Source organism: Corynebacterium ulcerans, from assembly GCF_900187135.1.
GTDB classification, from domain to species: domain Bacteria; phylum Actinomycetota; class Actinomycetes; order Mycobacteriales; family Mycobacteriaceae; genus Corynebacterium; species Corynebacterium ulcerans.
This window is the reverse complement of sequence record NZ_LT906443.1, coordinates 1050902-1068451: the sequence shown is the minus strand read 5'-3', so window position 1 is coordinate 1068451 and position 17550 is coordinate 1050902. Positions and strand designations below refer to the sequence as shown.

The following is a 17550-nucleotide window of genomic DNA, read 5'->3' as shown; positions in this document are numbered from 1 at the left end:
ATCACTTTGTCAAAGGGGAGGAAGGGTTGGTCAGGTTACTGCACGTGGACTACCCTTATACCCCGTGAGCGAGCAGAAAAATTCCCCAGACGTGCCAGAACAGCTACGTATTCGTCGCGATAAGCGCCAGAAGCTTATCGACGCCGGCGTGGACGCCTACCCGGTGATTGTTGATAGGACCACCTCAATCACCGATCTGCGCAAGAAATACCAGGTCCTTGGGGAAGGCGAGACTGGCGAGGACGAGGGCGTCACCTACCTCACCGCCGGCGATGAAACCCACGATGAGGTTGCTATTGCGGGTCGTGTCCTTTTTGTTCGTAATACCGGCAAGTTGTGCTTTGCGGCTTTGCAAGAGGGCAATGGCGAGCACATTCAGGCAATGCTCTCTCTGGCTGAAGTCGGTGCCGAGGCGCTGGCTGCGTGGAAGAGCGACGTAGACCTAGGCGACATCGTCTCCATCCGCGGACGCGTTATCGCTTCTAAGCGCGGCGAGCTGTCAGTGATGGCCAAGAGCTGGCAGATGGCGTCCAAATCGCTGAGGCCACTGCCCGTCGCTTTTGCTGATATGAGCGAAGACACTCGTATCCGTCACCGCTACACCGATCTGATCATGCGAGAGCAGGCCCGTACCAACGCGCTGACTCGTATTAAGGTGATGCGTTCCCTGCGCAACTTCCTGGAATCGCGCGACTTCCTGGAGGTGGAGACCCCGATGCTCCAGACCCTGCACGGCGGTGCTGCAGCGCGTCCATTTGAGACTCACTCCAATGCCCTGGACATTGACCTTTACCTGCGCATTGCTCCTGAGCTTTACCTCAAGCGCTGCGTGGTAGGCGGAATTGAGCGGGTCTTTGAAGTGAACCGCAATTTCCGTAACGAGGGTGTGGACTCCTCCCACAGCCCGGAGTTCTCCATGCTGGAGACCTACCAGGCGTATGGAACGTACGACGATGGCGCAAAGCTGCACCAAGACATGATCCAGTACATCGCTAAAGATGTATTCGGTTCCACCACCGTCACACTTGCAGACGGCACGGAGTATGACCTTGGTGGGGAGTGGCCCTCCATCGAGATGTATCCATCCCTTAACGAGGCGCTTGCGCGCAAGTTCCCAGGGCAGCCAGAAGTTACCATCCACTCCACCGTGGATGAGCTAAAGGCGATTGCCAAAGCCATTGGGGTAGAACCTGGTAAGGGCTGGGGTCACGGAAAGTTTGTGGAAGAGATCTGGGAGTTCCTGTGCGAGGACCAGCTAACCGGTCCGATCTTTGTGCGTGACTTCCCCGTGGAAACCTCCCCGCTTACCCGTGATCACCGCTCCAAAGAGGGAGTGACCGAAAAGTGGGACCTCTACGTTCGCGGCTTCGAGTTGGCTACCGGCTACTCCGAGCTTGTTGATCCGGTTATTCAGCGTGAGCGTTTTGAAGATCAGGCACGCCTGGCTGCTGGTGGCGACGACGAGGCCATGGTTTTGGATGAAGACTTCCTCGCTGCAATGGAGCAGGGGATGCCTCCGACGTCCGGCACCGGAATGGGTATCGACCGACTCCTGATGGCGCTCACTGGTTTGGGTATCCGCGAGACCGTTCTCTTCCCGATGGTGAAGCCAGAACGCTAAACACACTTCATTTTGTCAAAGGCGCATCCGGTCTGGGTGCGCCTTTTGTGTGAAAAGCTTCATAACTGTGAAAATTGTAATAATTACATAACTTTAAATACAGTTGAATGTGTGAATAAAAAAGTTATAGCGGCCATTGTGGGCGCATGTCTTTCTACTGCGTTTGTGCAGGCCCCTGCTATGGCGATGGTTAATGGAACAGAAGTGAGTGTTCCGGATGATCAAGCGCGGGCAGTAGTACAAATTGATGCATGTACAGGAACAATAATTGATCCGCACTGGGTGCTTACGGCAAAACATTGTGTCGAAGCGAAAGACATTGAGCGAACCGCTTACCACGGGCTCAACCGTCCTTTTGATAAAGACCCTCAGGCGAAGAAGTACAAGGTAACAGCTGCTTATTGGGCGCCGTACGGGGATGTAGCCCTCGCTTATGTTCCGGAGCGTATGCATCTTGATAAATATCCTGAAATCGGCGAAACCGATGTGGATTTTGGCACACGTGGACGCGTTTTTGGTTGGGGATTCGGAACGGGAGATCGTCTTAAGAAAGCAGACGTTGCCGTAGCTAAGTACGTTCAGGATCCGTACTACGATTTGTCAATGTCTGTTCAGTATCTCGGTGAGGCCTACCCAGCTCGAGGAGATTCTGGTGGACCGTTGTTTGTGGATAATACTGTGGTGGGAGTGCTGTCGCGCAATGGGGCGCATGGACCGCTGAGGTATTTCGGCTCGGTTACACGTGTCTCTGACTGGATTAAGCAAAAGATTGCCACTACCTCAAACGAAAAGCTTCATCCGAACCTGGGGAATGACAGCGAGGGAGGCTTAGATGAGCAGCCCTCTCCTCAGATAGGAAATGAGAGCAACTTCTTGGGATCGGCTTTTCCCCGTAGATCATTTTAATTAATGCTTAGCCGATGTTGGCCCGTAGAGGAATCGTCGGTTTTTAACTAAGCGTGACTTTATTTCCGAACGGAAGGCTTCATTGCTTCCGTTCGGTTTTATTTATGTTTGAAGGGGGTGGGCGGAATAGAAGTAACTTTTCAATCGTTCAGCTCGCCGGGTTTGGCATCTGTGAGACTGTTTCTTACCTGATGCTGGAGCCCTAGCCACCTAGAATTACAGTAGTCCAACTTTCGGAGGCCAGGTCAACTTATGAACCTTTCAAAAGTGATGTCACGTCGAGAAAAGTATTCATCAGAGTTGGTCGTAATGTCGCAGAAAACGTATGTGATTAGGGTGATTGGCGGCAGCGCCATTTTCTTCATCGTCTCGACAGTAATTATGACTTTTTTCTTTTCTCTTGGTCGTGGACACATCGTGAATTTTCAAGATCTCCCGCCTTGGATCGCAGCAGCGTTAGTTTCGTGTATTAGTACCTTTTTCTGGCTTAAGAGAAATATGCGGGAGTTACGGGTACGGAGAAATCTTTGGGGGCCAGATCATCCTGCTTCTTAAGCCTAATTTTCTGAAGGTGACTCTTGATTAAGCCTATGCGTTTGCTCCCTACTGGTTGGACTAGAAAATCAGACACCAGCCATTGGGGAGTGAAGGAGCGCATCGTCGATGATTTCGACTCTAGGGGAATTCACGATGGAGTTGGTCAGCGATTCGGTTTGTTCCGAGTCTTGGCTGTCTCGTGCTAAAGCTGTCTAACTGTTCAGAGAACAGCCCATATAAATACACCTTTTATTATTTTCTTAAAGAAGCTACAGTTGCCCCTTCTCGTAGGTTGATGGCACTTTCCGTTCTGTTGTTTTATTTCTCGGAATGTAATGACCGAATTGTTCTGTCTGGTTTTGCTTGTGTGAATTTGGTGAAAACTATGCCAAATTTTGAATATAAGTATTAGTGTATGCGGGCTGTAAAGTGTGCCTGTACTGCGGTTATGTGTTTTTAGTCTCCCGTTGTTTAAGTTGGATTGAATATTAATAAACTATAAAATTAAATACGTTCACGTAAATGTTGTTGATTTATATTCTATGTATAGAGTGTCTATTTTGCTAAAAGTACCGTTTATCTATTTTTGTTTATTTGCTAAAAGTTTATGATTTAAGGGGGTGTGAATAAAATTGGAAATACGATGGATTATTCTGCGGGGGGGGGTAATTTCTTCTGTATAAAAATATTGACGTTCATATTTGCATAACGGTTTTGCTAGCGTCTGGGAAAGATATTTTGTCCCTCATTTTTTAGGTTTGGAGAACTGCGACTATGAATCGTCGTTTCATTTCCGCAATTGCGGGTCTTTCTATTGCTGCTAGCGTTGTTGCCGTCCCTCAGGCAATTGCGGTTGATGCAGTTGCTCCGGTAGTTCAGGCAACTAGCAACGATGTCAAGGTTAAAGAACTAGAAGCTGAAATTGCCAAGTTGAAAGAGCAAGCTAAGAAAGATGCTGAAGATACTCTCAAGCTCTTGAAGGATATTAACGATCAGTACTCTGATGATGAGACTGAATCCAAGCAGAAGATTGCTGAATTGCAGAAGCAGATTGCTGATCTGAATGACAAAGCAGTTAAAAATGCTGAAGAGAACCGTCTTCTCTTGAAGGCTATTAATGATCAGTTTGGCGAGGAAGAGGCAAAGTTTCAAGCTGTAAAGGAAAAGGCAGCTAGGCTTCAGGCGGAACTTGATGCAGCACGAAAGTCGGACGTTGTTGAGGCTGAGAAAACACAACAGCTTGAAAAGGAGCTAGCTGAGGCAAAGGCTGAGGCTGCAGATGAAGCTGCTCGTGTTGACCGTATGCAAGAGCGCATTGTTGAGTATATGGGTTATGAAAAAGACGCAGCTGATGCTCTTAAGAATGTAAAAGCAGAACTGTCTGCGTTGCAGGCTAACCATGCGAAGGACTCTGAAGTTGCTAAGCAGCAGCTTGACGCAGCCAAGCAAGAAACTGAAGCTGCTAAGCAAGAAGCTGAAGCTGCAAAAGCTGAGTTGGAAGAAGTGAAGAAAGAGCTAGAAAAGGCTAAGCAGCAGGAAGAAGCTCCAAAGGAAGAAGCAGTAGAAAGCCAAGAAGTTACTACTGACGTCACCGATGAGGAAAACGTTGCTGCTGAAGGTAAGGGCGACGATAGTAAAAACGACGACGCGGATGATGATGCGGAAACAGATACCAAGGAGTCTTCCTGGGGTAAGTGGGTTGGTGTCGCCGCTGCCGTGGGTGCTGCACTTCTAGCATTGGGTGGCCTGGTTGCACACTTCCTGCCTAACATCAAGGATTTCCTGTCCAAGCTGAAGCTCGGTTAATTCTGGAATTCTAAAAGAATAATTCCCTCTCGAGAAACTGTTTAATGAACAGAATTTCTCGGGAGGGAGTTTTTGTATTGTTGTTCTTTTATTTTGATAAAATCTGCAGCATGCAAACCTGAAGCTATGCCGCTTTAGTTTCCTGCTGGTCCAGCCAATTAATCATTGTTGTTCTAAGCTCTGGTGCCTCGGGTTCGTTGAATATTTCATGGAAAGCGCCGTCAACTGTGATGAGCCGTGTGCGGGCTAAGGCTGCTAAAGCTTCTGATCCGCGAATGTCTGCGAGCTTGTCTGCGGTTCCATGCGCGATAAAAAGTGGCACGTGTGCGGGCCAGGGGGAGTGAAGTACGTGTGCTCCTGCAAGTGTCATCGAGACGGCGGTCAGTAGCGGGACTGCCCCGCGATAATTAAGAGGGTCGGAATCATAGTCAGAGATAACGGCGGGATCGTGGGAGATATCCTCGCTAGAAAGCTTGACCGTGGGCAGGTTAGGAATAGCTGTGGCGAGTACACGCAATGCTTTTGCCAAGGGTAAGGGAATGGCGGGGAATTGGCGCAGTGCCGGGGCGGAAAGCATGACCGCAGAAACCTCAGAGGGATTCTTCTGCAGGGAGCCTGCTGTGATTACCCCACCCATGGAGTGGCCGAAAAGCGCGAGGCTACGAGTGCGCATGTTCTGAGTGACGGTTGTGCGGACGGTGAGGTGGTCGTCGATAAGCTGTGCAACGTCGACGCATGCTTGGGGGTGCGTCGGGTCGTAGGCTGTGCCGTGCTGCGGTAGGTCGTAGGAAGCGACGTCGTATCCTGCGTCGAGAAAAGCCTGTATGAGCGGTTGATATCTGCCGGAATGCTCCGCGTATCCGTGGGTGAGCAGGACAGTCATCCGGGGTGGGAGAGGTGTGTGCTGATAGTGGATGTTCATAGGTAAAAGTATGGCAGTTTGGTGCGCGGGGTGACGCATTCCATTCGCTTATGCAATCAAAATGCAAACGATTTTCTCCACGTTAAAGGGGGTAGTGGAGTGGCAACTTTCACAGGTGTTCTCTTATGGATATAACCAGTGACACGCTAGTGTGTGGTGCAGCGAACATTGCTAGATCACGTACTAGGGAGTCACCTTGAAAAAGATCATCCTCGACTGCGATCCAGGGCATGATGATGCCATTGCGATCCTGCTTGCTTGGGGAAGTCCCGATATTGACCTACTTGCGGTTACTACCGTGGCTGGAAATCAAACGCTCGAAAAGGTAACCACAAACGCTCGTGCGATGGCGCGAGTTGCGGGGATCACGGGGGTTCCTTTTGCTGCTGGTGCAGCTAGGCCATTGTTGGGCCCGCAGCTCATTCCTGAAGAAATCCACGGTGATTCAGGACTCGACGGGCCTCAGCTCCCAGCTCCCGGCGTGGAACTCGACCCGCGCCACGCTGTGAACCTGATCGCGGACGTTGTCAAAGAACACGAGCCAGGCAGTATCACTCTGGTTCCCACTGGAGCACTCACCAACATCGCCTTGTTTGCTCGCATGTATCCGGAGCTGGTTGAGCGGGTAGCTGGCGTAACCCTCATGGGTGGTGGACACCACACCGGAAACATGACTCCGGCAGCTGAATTCAACATTCTTGCGGATCCAGAAGCAGCACGGATTGTTTTTGAAGCCGGCTGGAAAGTAACCATGGTGGGCCTGGACGTTACGCACAAAGTGCTGGCAGTGCCCGAGCGGTTGCAGCAGCTTGTCGACGTCAATACCGACGTCTCTGCCTTTGTCGCGGAACTGATCGACTTCTTTGGTGCCTCCTACAAACGTGAGCGTCGCTACCCTGGCCCACCGATGCACGACCCTCTTGCCGTTGCCGTGGTGGCCAATCCCTCAGTTATCCGTACTGTGGCAGCCCCAATCTATGTGGAAACCCAAGGCGACTACGCCCGCGGACAAACCATTGTGGACCTGCGTAGAACATGGACAAACTCAGACCCATCCACGCTGGCCCAGCGTGATGATTTTGAGGAAAACCCACAGCATCACGTTGCAGTCGACGCTGACTGTGATCTGTTCTGGACAATGCTGACGCAGGCACTTGCCAATATCGGAAACACGAATTTTGCGGATTAAGCGGACTAATCCGTTCCTTATTACACAGGTAACTTTATGACTCTTCATGACCCAGTAGACACCCGCAAGGGCGGCATCGCCCTTCTTATGACGGTTCTGCTTACCGCAGCAATCGCTTTCCAACTCAACGCCTCAATGCTTTCCCCAGTGCTTGCCACCATGGCAAGGGAATTGGGGACTGACGAGGCAACTGTTGGCCTCACTCAAACGGCCTTCTTTACCGGCGGGGCTATGTGCGGTCTCTTCCTCCCTAGGCTGTCGGATATCGTTGGACGCCGCAAAATTCTTGTGATCATGCTTGCCGTTATGTCTCTCGGTGGCTTCATGGCGGCATTCGCCCCCAATATCACGGTGCTGGCTATTGCTCGTGCGTTGCAAGGTATTTCCGGCCCCACCATCCCGATGACCTTGATCATCTTGCGCAGTCAAGTACGCGACCAGGTGCGGCTAGGAACGCTCATGGGCATCATTGCGGCAGTCAACGGCGGTATTGCAGGTATCGACGTTATCGCCTCGGGCTGGATGGCAGAGCACCTCGGCTTCCGTTCGGTCTTCTGGCTTATTGCCATTGTCGGCGCTATTGCTACCTTTGTTGTTGCGCTTTGGGCACCAGAATCTAAGCCATCTGACAACGTGAAGATGGACTGGGTGGGGGCAGCAATCCTGGTGATTTCTGTCTTCAGCATCACTATGGCGGCCAATGAAGCAGGTAAAGCTGCGGCCGCGAACTGGGCACTTGTTGCCGGTCTTATCGTTTTCGGACTTGCTGTGTTTGCAGGGTTCTGGAAATGGGAAAACAAGCACGACCAACCCATGGTTGCTCCCAAATATCTGGCGCGTCGGCAAACCTGGGGCTTGCTGCTAACCACCGTGCTCACCATGACGGGTGTGTTTGCTGCAGTGAACGGCGTAGCTATTTCACTCGCACAGAACCCTGATGCCGGTTTCGGCCTTCCGGCTGACCTCGCCAGCTTGATGCTGCTTACCCCTTACGCTCTCATCGGCTGGCTTGTTGGGCCGTTCGCTGGGCGTTGGGCGCCGCGCATCGGCTACAGCCGGTTGCTTCGGATCGGTAATGCGTCTTCTGCAGTGCTTCTTCTCGTCCTGGCTCTGGCTGGAAGCACATCCAAGGTGGTGCTTATTGCCTCGGTAGTCTTACTCGGCATTACGTATGCCGGAATTGGCAATATCGTGCTGAACAACTTAGGCGTGGTGAACTCACCTGCAGACAACGAGGGATTCCTCCCAGGCATGAACTCTGCTGCCTTTAACCTCGGTGCCGGAATTTCCTTCGCAGTACTCCCGGTCTTCATGGTTGCTGGTTCGCCTGCAGGATCGGATTCGACAGCCGGATACACCACGGCGTTTATTGTCGGAGCCATAATTCTTGGCTTGTCCGTGGCCACGAGCTTCTTTATCCCGAAGCACGTCGAGGCCTAAAAAACTCGAGGTCTAACAACATTATGTGCCCCAGCATCATGCGATGCTGGGGCACACTTTTATGCAGCAATAGAGGGCGTAAAACGCACTAGAGTGAGGACGCTGCGATTGTGGCAGCAGTTTTAGAGTTGCGCTTTAACCACAGAATCAAACGCTCAATGAGGCCCAGGACTATGGCGAGAATAAAGAATCCGAGATAAACGCCGGCCATGTTGCGCAGCGCGATGGGAAGCCCCAGATCTGTGGCATTGATAAAGAAATATGGGTACCAGCCGGTGGTTGCGCCGCGATAGAAGGTCAGTACTGACCAAACCACCGGAATTCCCAGTGCGCCGATGATGGAGCTGAGCCGGAATGTGGGGCGGCCACGGATAGTCAATAGCCAATAGAGGGGAACTGCTATAGGCATAAAGGTGTGTTGGATAGGACTGCTAATTGTCCAGAGCCCGTGGAGCTCGCCACCAAGAAGCGTGTTGTACACGACTCCGGTGACCACCAGCATGGCTACTGCGTCGACAGTGAACCAGCGGGGAGTACGACCTGCACGCAAGAGATAGATGGTGCCCACGATGTTGGACCACATTGTGAAGAAGGAGAACTCAGCGAGCAGGGTTTTGGCTGGAGTATCAAAAGCAGGCCAGCTGGTAAAAGGCTCTGTTGCGGTCTGATAAGCCGCAAGAACGATACCGATAAGGCCAACAAGACCGAGAAGACGTCCAAGTGTATTCACTGGCGAAACTATACGCGTTGTGAGAGCCAATTCAAGTGAACACGTTGGGCAAGGCGTTAAATGACGTTGCGGTGTTTGTTCGCTACCGGCGTACACCTATAAAAGGCCAGCTTATGTAGGTTATTGCGGAGAAATGAGGAGCTGTTTTGCCGGATAGTGCAAGGAAATGTCAAAGCGCAGCGTTACAGTGGGTGACATTAGCGGGGCAAACTAGTGAAAAAGAGGTGCAACCATGTTCGAGCGGTTTACCGATCGTGCACGTCGCGTGATCGTCCTGGCACAGGAAGAAGCGCGCGGCCTTAACCACAATTACATCGGCACCGAGCATATTCTGCTCGGACTTATCCATGAGGGTGAGGGTGTTGCTGCAAAGGCCCTCGAATCTATGGGCATCTCCCTGGAAGCGGTTCGCCAAGAAGTAGAAGAAATCATCGGACATGGCTCCGAGCCGCCAGTTGGGCATATTCCTTTTACCCCACGCGCCAAGAAAGTGCTTGAGCTTTCTCTCCGCGAGGGACTACAGATGGGACACAAGTACATCGGTACTGAGTTCCTGCTTTTGGGCTTGATCCGTGAAGGTGAAGGCGTTGCTGCTCAGGTGCTGGTCAAACTCGGGGCAGACCTTCCTCGTGTGCGTCAGCAGGTTATCCAGCTGCTTTCGGGCTACGAAGGCGGAGAGAGCCCAGAGAATAATGAATCAGGCGGCGAAGCCGTGGGTGCGGGCACAGGTGCAGCACGCGCAGGTCGCGGCAGCGGCGCTGGCGATCGCTCCAACTCCTTGGTGCTGGATCAATTCGGTCGAAACCTGACCCAGGCTGCTAAGGACGGCAAGCTGGATCCCGTTGTGGGGCGTGAGAAAGAAATCGAGCGCATCATGCAGGTTCTTTCCCGTCGCACCAAGAACAATCCTGTCTTGATCGGTGAGCCCGGCGTGGGTAAGACCGCCGTAGTTGAAGGCTTGGCGCTAGACATCGTCAACGGCAAGGTGCCCGAGACTCTTAAAGATAAGCAGCTGTACTCCCTAGATCTGGGTTCCTTGGTTGCAGGATCGCGTTATCGCGGCGACTTTGAGGAACGCCTAAAGAAGGTCCTCAAGGAGATTAACCAGCGCGGCGACATCATCTTGTTCATCGACGAGATCCATACCCTGGTAGGCGCCGGCGCAGCTGAAGGCGCTATCGATGCTGCCAGCCTGCTGAAGCCAAAGCTTGCCCGCGGTGAGCTGCAGACCATCGGCGCAACGACTCTCGACGAGTACCGTAAGCACATTGAAAAGGACGCCGCTCTTGAGCGCCGCTTCCAGCCAGTCAACGTGCCGGAACCAAGCGTGGAGATGACCATTGAGATTCTCAAGGGCCTGCGTGACCGCTACGAGGCCCACCACCGCGTTTCCATCACGGACGGCGCGCTAGCAGCCGCAGCACAGCTGTCGGATCGCTATATCAACGACCGCTTCTTACCAGATAAGGCAGTCGACCTTATCGATGAAGCCGGAGCTCGCATGCGTATTCAGCGCATGACCGCCCCCGAGTCGATCCGTAAGGTTGATGACCGCATCGCAGAGGTGCGCCGGGAAAAGGAAGCCGCGATTGATGCGCAGGACTTTGAAAAAGCCGCTGGCTTGCGCGATACCGAGCGGAAGCTGAACGAGGAACGCGCAGAGAAAGAAAAGCAATGGCGTTCTGGCGATCTGGAAGAGATCGCTGAGGTCGGCGAGGAACAGATCGCGGAAGTTCTGGGCAACTGGACGGGCATCCCAGTATTCAAGCTGACAGAAGAGGAGTCCTCTCGTCTGCTGCGCATGGAAGATGAGCTGCACAAGCGCATCATCGGCCAAGAGGATGCAGTCAAGGCTGTATCCCGTGCAATTCGCCGTACCCGCGCCGGTCTAAAGGACCCGCGCCGTCCTTCCGGTTCCTTCATCTTCGCTGGACCATCCGGTGTGGGTAAGACCGAGCTTTCTAAGGCATTGGCTAACTTCCTGTTCGGTGATGATGACGCGCTGATCCAGATCGATATGGGCGAGTTCCATGATCGTTTCACCGCTTCACGCCTGTTCGGTGCTCCTCCCGGATACGTTGGTTATGAGGAAGGCGGCCAGCTCACGGAGAAGGTACGTCGCAAGCCTTTCAGTGTTGTGCTTTTCGACGAAATCGAGAAAGCACACAAAGAGATCTACAACACGCTGCTGCAGGTGTTGGAAGACGGACGGCTTACCGACGGCCAAGGCCGCGTAGTGGACTTCAAGAACACCGTTCTGATCTTCACGTCAAACCTCGGCACGCAGGACATCTCCAAGGCCGTGGGCATGGGCTTTAGCTCTGTCGGCGAGCATGACGCGGATGGCCAGTACACCCGGATGAAGCAGAAGGTTAACGACGAGCTGAAGAAGCACTTCCGCCCTGAATTCCTTAACCGCATCGACGAGGTCGTGGTCTTCCACCAGCTCACACAGGACCAGATCGTTCAGATGGTGGACCTGCTGGTTGGTCGTGTGTCAAAGGCCCTGGCTCAGAAAGACATGGGTATCGAGCTTACCGAGAAGGCAAAGAGTCTTTTGGCACGCAGGGGATTCGATCCAGTGTTGGGTGCACGCCCATTGCGTCGTACGATTCAGCGTGAGATCGAGGACGCACTCTCCGAGAAGATTCTCTTTGGTGAGGTCGGCGCTGGCGAGATCGTCACGGTAGACGTTGAGGGATGGGATGGCGAGTCCAAGGAGACGGACAAGGCCACATTCACCTTCGCGCCACGTCCAAAGCCACTGCCAGATTTTGCCACGGAATCTCCCGAGGTTGTTGAGGCACAGCAGGCCGTGGTCGATGCAGCGGATAATCCTGAGACGGTTCCCGAAGCTGATTTTGACGTAGAAGAAGCTAAGGAACAGTAATCATGGGTATCACTTACCGCAAGCGCAAAAAGATCGGTAAAAATAGCTGGCTGAATCTCTCAGGCTCGGGAACATCAGCGAGCACCAAGATCGGTCCAGTAACGCTGAATAGTCGTGGTGGCGTGTACGTGAAGCTGCCAGGCGGGCTTAGCTTCAGAGGTCGCTGGAAATAGAAAATGTAGCGTCAGCCTTGTCAGGCTGGCGCTACTATCGTTATGTGGATAATCACGATCAGTACCGGATGGGAGTGGAGGCAGATGCTGTCATCCGCTTAGGCATGCTACTGATGGGAGCGGGGACGAGTGGCTATCGGGTAATCCGAGCGATGAAGCGGGCTGCGCGTGCCTTGGGATTTGATCGAATGGATGCGGTGGTGGGGGTCACGCAGATTACGTCGACGTTTCATCGGGGCGATAGCTTCCGAACGATCGTGGCGCGTTCGCAGAGTCCGGCTGTGGATGCCTCGCGGATTGAGGCATTAGAGTCCTTATCTCATAGCTTGCACCATGAGATTACTGCGGAAGACCTCAATGCAGCGCTGGACAAAATTGTTGATAACGTGCGTAAGCGCTGGAGTTTGTTGGTGGTCTCTCTTGCCGCTGCACTGGCGTGTGCCAGTTTCGCGGTCTTGAATCACTTTGCCATCGTGGAGATCGCTCTCGTGGCGGTGTCTGCGGGTCTAGGACAGGCGGTTCGGACACATCTTCATCACAAGCACATGCATCAGCTTGGGTGCGTCGTCGCGGCGGGGACAGTCGCGTGCCTGACATTTTTTGCTCTTGCCCACATCCTCATCCGCATAGATGCGGGGGAAACCCAGAACTTTACCGCCGGCTATGTGGCCGCGGTGCTCTTTTTAGTCCCGGGATTCCCCCTGTTCTCTGCGATGATTGATCTTGGTCGCTTTGATTTTGATGCGGGTGTTTCCCGTCTGGTTTACGCAGTGACAGTCATTTTAACGGCAACTTTTTCAGTGGCCATGATCAGCTGGGCCACTGGCCTTAACCCGGAACCAGTGATCGTTGAACCAGGCAGCAGTTGGTATGCGGTGGCAGCTCTGGCCAGCTTCGTGGGCATTGGTGGCTTTGCTTTTCTCTTTAATAGTTCACGGCGCATGGCCTTGGTGGCTGCTACGGTAGGGACCACAGCAAACGTGATAAGGCTGCTCTTGGAGGCGAACGGCGCCACTGGGTATTTTGCAGTGTTCATTGGGGGACTGATTATCGGGCTGTTCGGTGCGGTGGCGTCGAAAAGCGTGAACTTGCCCCGCATCACAACTACCGTGCCTGCGGCTGTGATCTTGATGCCCGGTACCGCGATGTTTCGGGCTGTGTATTACCTCAATAGGGGAGATATGGATCAGGCTCTGGTGAACGCGGCCACCGCGATGATGGTGGTGTTCTCGATTTCGGCGGGGCTGGTGCTGGCGCGGCTTCTCACAGATAAATCATGGACGTACGGCAAGCTCATCGAGTTCGATAAGCTGGGGCACGACTAGCGCCTACCTGGGGAGGTGGAAGAGCCCGTCTGCGTTCTGCTCAGCGAGGCCGTCATCAAGCAAAGAAAAAAGTGCGCGGGAGCGTTGCGACGCGTCCGGCCACAAGACGTCGATACTGCTGAGGGGGACCGGGGCGTCAGCCGAGCGCAAGAGCGCCATGATAAGGCCACGAACCTGCCGATCCGTCCCCACAAACTTTTGTACGCGCTTCTTTTTAGCCTCTAGTTCTTCCTCGCTGGGGCGGGGCGCGCCGGCCGCGATCCAGGTACAGTGGCGGCGCACCGGGCATGCCTCGCAGGATGGTGTGGTGGTGCACACAAGCGCACCGAGTTCCATAAGAGCCACAGAAAACTCAGGTGCATCGTGTTCTGGCAACAGAGCTTGCACCTCCGCGATCTCCTTTTTAGAGGGGTTTCCCGCGAGGTAACGGCCGAGATAAAGCCGGTGGTACACGCGTCTGACGTTGGTGTCTACCACCGCTACTCGCTGGCCAAAGGAAAATGCTGCTACCGCACGGGCGGTGTAATCGCCGATACCCGGCAAAGCTAGGAGTTTTTCCACGTCTGCTGGGACTTCTCCATCATGGAGTGCGACTATCTGCTGGGCGCATTGGTGCAGTCGCAGTGCACGACGCGGATACCCGAGGCTTCCCCAGGCCCGAAGAACCTCGTCTTTGGGTGCTTGTGCAAAGTCGCGAGGAGTAGGCCATCTTTCCATCCACTGTGTCCATATCGGTTCAACGCGTGCTACAGGAGTCTGCTGGCTCATGACTTCACTGAGAAGGATTCCCCACGGGGAGGTTTCGGGGGTACGCCAAATGATTGCACGGGCGTTAGCGCGATACCAGCGTAAAAGGGCCGTGATGATGTTGTTTTTCTCTGATGCATTCATATTTGTGGGTACCCAGTGTAACCCCCTGCCTGAGTGCAATGTCACATTTATGAGGCGAGGGGTGCAAGAATATATGTCATGTCGTACGGATATAACCCTCATTCCCCTCGTGATCCTGAACAAGCGTGGGCACTGCTTCTTGAGGGCAATGCGCGGTTTGCGTCGGGGAACCCCCAGCGTCCCAACCAGGACGTGGCGCGTCGCGATGAATTAAAAAAGGGCCAGGCCCCGCGGACGTGCGTTTTTACGTGCTGTGACTCGCGTGTCCCCGCGGAAATGCTTTTCGACGCCGGCTTTGGCGACATCTTCGTTATCCGCACAGCAGGCGAAGTGATAGATACCGGCGTATTAGCCTCGCTCGAATTTGCCGTTGCCGGCCTGGGGGTCGAAGTGGTCGTGGTCTTGGGCCATGAATCATGCGGTGCTGTGGCTGCTACCGCAAAAGTTATTGAGGGCGATGGCGCGCCTGCTGGCTTCCAACGCACGCTGGTTGAACAGATTGCCCCCAGCATTTTAGAGTCTAAAACAGCAGGTAGTAGTGATCATGCAGACTTTGAACGCCATCATGCTACAGCTACGGTCACGCGGATTCTGCAGACTTCTCCGGCCATCTGCAAAGCGGTGGAAGAACACCGCACGGCCTTGGTTTCCGCTCGGTATCGCTTATCCGATGGAAAGGTAGAAACCCTTCACACGATCGGGTTTTAAGAAAGACTCGTGAAGACACGCCACGATGTTCCCCCAGACGACCACGGAAAACACTTAGTCTGAGTACGTGGATCGACGAAGCGAACAACATGAGAACCGGCGGTTGCCTGAGGTCTACTATCAGCGGCGCCGAGCAGCTGCTGTGGTGGCGCTCGTGGTTGTGGTTCTCCTCATCGTGTGGGTTCTTTCAACCATCGGCGGGGGAGATGCCGAGAACACTAACGTAGCCGACTCCGGGGCACCGGCCACAGAAACGATGACAAGCATTGCACGGGCTTCTGAAACTTCTGGAAGTAGTTCACAAAAGAGCACTGAGTCTGAAAAGACATCTGAGGCACAAAAGTCATCTGCCGAGCCGACTTCCAGTGCTGCCGCCGATGCGAAGACGACATGTGCTGTGGAAGACCTCGTGGTTTCTGCAGCCAGCGACCAGGCGAATTATGGCGCTAAAGCACAGCCAAAGTTCTTTATGACGGTGAAGAACCCCACCAAGGCGGACTGCGAGATTAACGCAGACGAAAATCCGCTGCGATTTGAGGTCTATAACCTTGCTACAAATCAACGAATCTGGTCAGACATAGACTGTAATCAAGCAGTAGCCAAAGGAAAGACCGTCTTCAAAGCTGGCGAAGAACGCTACTTTGAGGCCATCTGGTCTAGGACTGGTAGTGCACCAAAGCAATGTTCGGGTCGCCAGCCAGTACCTGCCGGAAGCTACTATCTCCACACTGTTATTGGTGGCAACCCCTCGCCGGCCTACACCTTTAACCTTCAGTAGCGTCGATCTTTAAAACGCGGCATCCAGGGCTTCTTGGATGTCGCGTACTTTTTTAACGGTAATCCCCTTTGTCTTAGTGATGCCATCCGGGATGATGGCGGCGGTGTATCCGAGTCGTTGTGCCTCTGCAAGGCGACGATCAATATTGGGCACCCGCCTAATTTCCCCAGCAAGTCCTACTTCCCCTAAGACAATTGTTTTAGAGGGCAGGGGGGTGCGCATCAGCGCGCTAGCGGTGGCAAGGGCAATAGCAAGATCTGTAGCAGGTTCTCCTACTTTCATGCCACCCACGGTGGCCACATAGACCTCACTACTATGCGTTCTTTTGCCAGCTCTGGCTGCGAGAACTGCAAGAACCATGGGGACTCTCGTGGGATCAAGTCCGGTGACCGCGCGGCGCGGGTTTTTAGCTTCAGTGGGCACCACGAGTGACTGCACCTCAGCAACGATGGGGCGTACTCCATCCATAGCCACAGTGACAGCTGTGCCATCGGGAGTGGAGCCGTGGTGGGAAAGGAAAAGCCCGGAGGGGTCGGGGACCTCGTGGATGCCATCAGACTGTTGTTCAAAGCAACCGACCTCATCGGTAGCTCCGAAACGGTTTTTGATGCCACGCAGCATTCGGAGGCTGGAATGTCTATCGCCCTCAAAGTTAAGGACTACGTCCACAAGATGCTCCAAGACGCGGGGGCCCGCCACATTTCCGTCTTTGGTCACGTGTCCCACCAAGAGGATGGGAATTCCGGTGGTCTTTGCAAGGCTCGTTAACGCGGCAGTCACCGCGCGTGATTGTGCTACACCGCCTGCGACACCTTCCACGCCTGCGGCTTGCATGGTTTGTACGGAATCCACGATAAGCAGACTTGGCTTCAACTGCTCTACATGGCCAAAGACGATATCAAGGTGTGATTCCGCGGCGAGATAGAGGGTTTCTTGTAACGCACCAGTGCGTTCTGCACGCATTCGCACTTGCCCGGCAGACTCCTCTGCAGTGACATAGAGAGCGATTCGAGTGGAATCGCCTTCAGGTTGTTGCGCCCACTTACTCGCGACTTCTAGCAAGAGCGTGGATTTACCTACGCCTGGCTCACCGGCTAACAAGACCACTGAACCTGGAACAATACCCGTGCCCAGCACTCGATCAAGTTCACTGATACCGGTTGAGCGCGTCACTGATGTATTCGCGTTAATGCTAGTGATCGATACAGCAGGTGATGTTGGGGTGAGGCCCATGGGTCTGGATGAGACGCTTGGAGTGCTTGATGGAGCGCTCACACGCTGTTCCTCCATGGTTCCCCAAGATCCGCACTCGGGGCAGCGTCCCAACCATTTGGGGGAGGAGTATCCGCATTCTTTGCATGTGTGAATGCTGCGCGCTTTCTTTGCCATGAGAACACCATAGGACACAGTCATGACATTGGGATCTTCGGATGTTCGAATACTGCATGCTACATAAAAATGACTTGAAATAATCGGTAAAAATGCATAATTACTGGTAGTTGCACTAGTGCAGATATTAAAAAAATAAAGGTATGAATTTTCCTGAAGCGATTATTATAATTAGCTAAAGTATTGATTGGTTAAAGGTTGTATCGCTGGCAGGCTTTTCGGGTTTTATGCATCCTGAGCGGGGG

The 17550-nt window shown here is 53.4% G+C and carries 15 protein-coding genes; 11 read left to right on the top strand and 4 right to left on the bottom strand.

Annotation, left to right across the window (positions count from 1 at the left end):
* The first annotated feature begins 64 nt into the window (after nt 1-64).
* From lysS to CKV68_RS04825, 4 genes are all read left to right on the top strand, one after another.
* Nucleotides 65-1621 carry a lysine--tRNA ligase gene (gene lysS / locus CKV68_RS04840; RefSeq protein WP_014526238.1) on the top strand — a complete coding sequence of 519 codons (1557 nt, stop codon included), beginning with the start codon at nt 65-67 and terminating at the stop codon, nt 1619-1621.
* A 111-nt stretch (nt 1622-1732) separates the two neighbouring features.
* Nucleotides 1733-2527, top strand: coding sequence for a S1 family peptidase (locus tag CKV68_RS04835; protein ID WP_231910465.1), 795 nt, complete (start codon nt 1733-1735; stop codon nt 2525-2527).
* A gap of 578 nt (nt 2528-3105) precedes the next feature.
* Entirely contained in the window at nt 3106-3270 is a 165-nt protein-coding gene (locus CKV68_RS11250) for a hypothetical protein (protein WP_167376965.1), read from the top strand.
* 568 nt (nt 3271-3838) lie between these two features.
* Nucleotides 3839-4870, top strand: coding sequence for a coiled-coil domain-containing protein (locus CKV68_RS04825; RefSeq protein WP_095075704.1), 1032 nt, complete (start codon nt 3839-3841; stop codon nt 4868-4870).
* Between the two features lie 124 nt (nt 4871-4994).
* Here the strand turns inward: CKV68_RS04825 and CKV68_RS04820 are convergent, their stop codons facing one another.
* Complete coding sequence (locus CKV68_RS04820; RefSeq protein ID WP_095076236.1) at nt 4995-5792, bottom strand: alpha/beta fold hydrolase; 798 nt, start codon at nt 5790-5792, stop codon at nt 4995-4997.
* 196 nt (nt 5793-5988) lie between these two features.
* Between CKV68_RS04820 and CKV68_RS04815 the strand changes: the two genes are divergently transcribed.
* Together CKV68_RS04815 and CKV68_RS04810 are read left to right on the top strand one after the other, a co-directional pair.
* Nucleotides 5989-6981, top strand: a complete 993-nt coding sequence (locus CKV68_RS04815) for a nucleoside hydrolase (protein WP_095075703.1) — start codon at nt 5989-5991, stop codon at nt 6979-6981.
* A 36-nt stretch (nt 6982-7017) separates the two neighbouring features.
* Nucleotides 7018-8421 carry an MFS transporter gene (locus CKV68_RS04810; RefSeq protein ID WP_014526233.1) on the top strand — a complete coding sequence of 468 codons (1404 nt, stop codon included), beginning with the start codon at nt 7018-7020 and terminating at the stop codon, nt 8419-8421.
* A gap of 88 nt (nt 8422-8509) precedes the next feature.
* Here the strand turns inward: CKV68_RS04810 and CKV68_RS04805 are convergent, their stop codons facing one another.
* On the bottom strand, nt 8510-9151 hold the full coding sequence (locus CKV68_RS04805; protein ID WP_095075702.1) for a Pr6Pr family membrane protein: 642 nt from the start codon (nt 9149-9151) through the stop codon (nt 8510-8512).
* 232 nt (nt 9152-9383) lie between these two features.
* On the opposite strand from CKV68_RS04805, the gene CKV68_RS04800 reads away from it, so the two are divergent.
* The 3 genes from CKV68_RS04800 to CKV68_RS04790 all read left to right on the top strand — a co-directional run bounded on the left by CKV68_RS04800 (nt 9384) and on the right by CKV68_RS04790 (nt 13539).
* Nucleotides 9384-12041 (top strand): ATP-dependent Clp protease ATP-binding subunit, encoded by a 2658-nt coding sequence (locus CKV68_RS04800; protein WP_014526231.1) that lies wholly within the window; start codon nt 9384-9386, stop codon nt 12039-12041.
* 2 nt (nt 12042-12043) lie between these two features.
* Nucleotides 12044-12214 (top strand): DUF4236 domain-containing protein, encoded by a 171-nt coding sequence (locus tag CKV68_RS04795; RefSeq protein WP_095075701.1) that lies wholly within the window; start codon nt 12044-12046, stop codon nt 12212-12214.
* 68 nt (nt 12215-12282) lie between these two features.
* The gene (locus CKV68_RS04790; protein ID WP_095075700.1) at nt 12283-13539 is read left to right on the top strand and encodes a threonine/serine exporter family protein; all 1257 of its coding nucleotides are present in this window, start codon (nt 12283-12285) and stop codon (nt 13537-13539) included.
* 3 nt (nt 13540-13542) lie between these two features.
* Here CKV68_RS04790 and CKV68_RS04785 read toward each other — a convergent pair whose 3' ends face one another.
* Nucleotides 13543-14430, bottom strand: coding sequence for an HhH-GPD family protein (locus CKV68_RS04785; RefSeq protein WP_095075699.1), 888 nt, complete (start codon nt 14428-14430; stop codon nt 13543-13545).
* Between the two features lie 78 nt (nt 14431-14508).
* On the opposite strand from CKV68_RS04785, the gene CKV68_RS04780 reads away from it, so the two are divergent.
* Complete coding sequence (locus tag CKV68_RS04780; protein ID WP_013912337.1) at nt 14509-15138, top strand: carbonic anhydrase; 630 nt, start codon at nt 14509-14511, stop codon at nt 15136-15138.
* A gap of 67 nt (nt 15139-15205) precedes the next feature.
* Nucleotides 15206-15916, top strand: coding sequence for a hypothetical protein (locus tag CKV68_RS04775; protein WP_095075698.1), 711 nt, complete (start codon nt 15206-15208; stop codon nt 15914-15916).
* A gap of 9 nt (nt 15917-15925) precedes the next feature.
* Here the strand turns inward: CKV68_RS04775 and radA are convergent, their stop codons facing one another.
* The gene (radA, locus tag CKV68_RS04770) at nt 15926-17305 is read right to left on the bottom strand and encodes a DNA repair protein RadA (protein ID WP_095076235.1); all 1380 of its coding nucleotides are present in this window, start codon (nt 17303-17305) and stop codon (nt 15926-15928) included.
* Between the last annotated feature and the right edge of the window lie 245 nt (nt 17306-17550).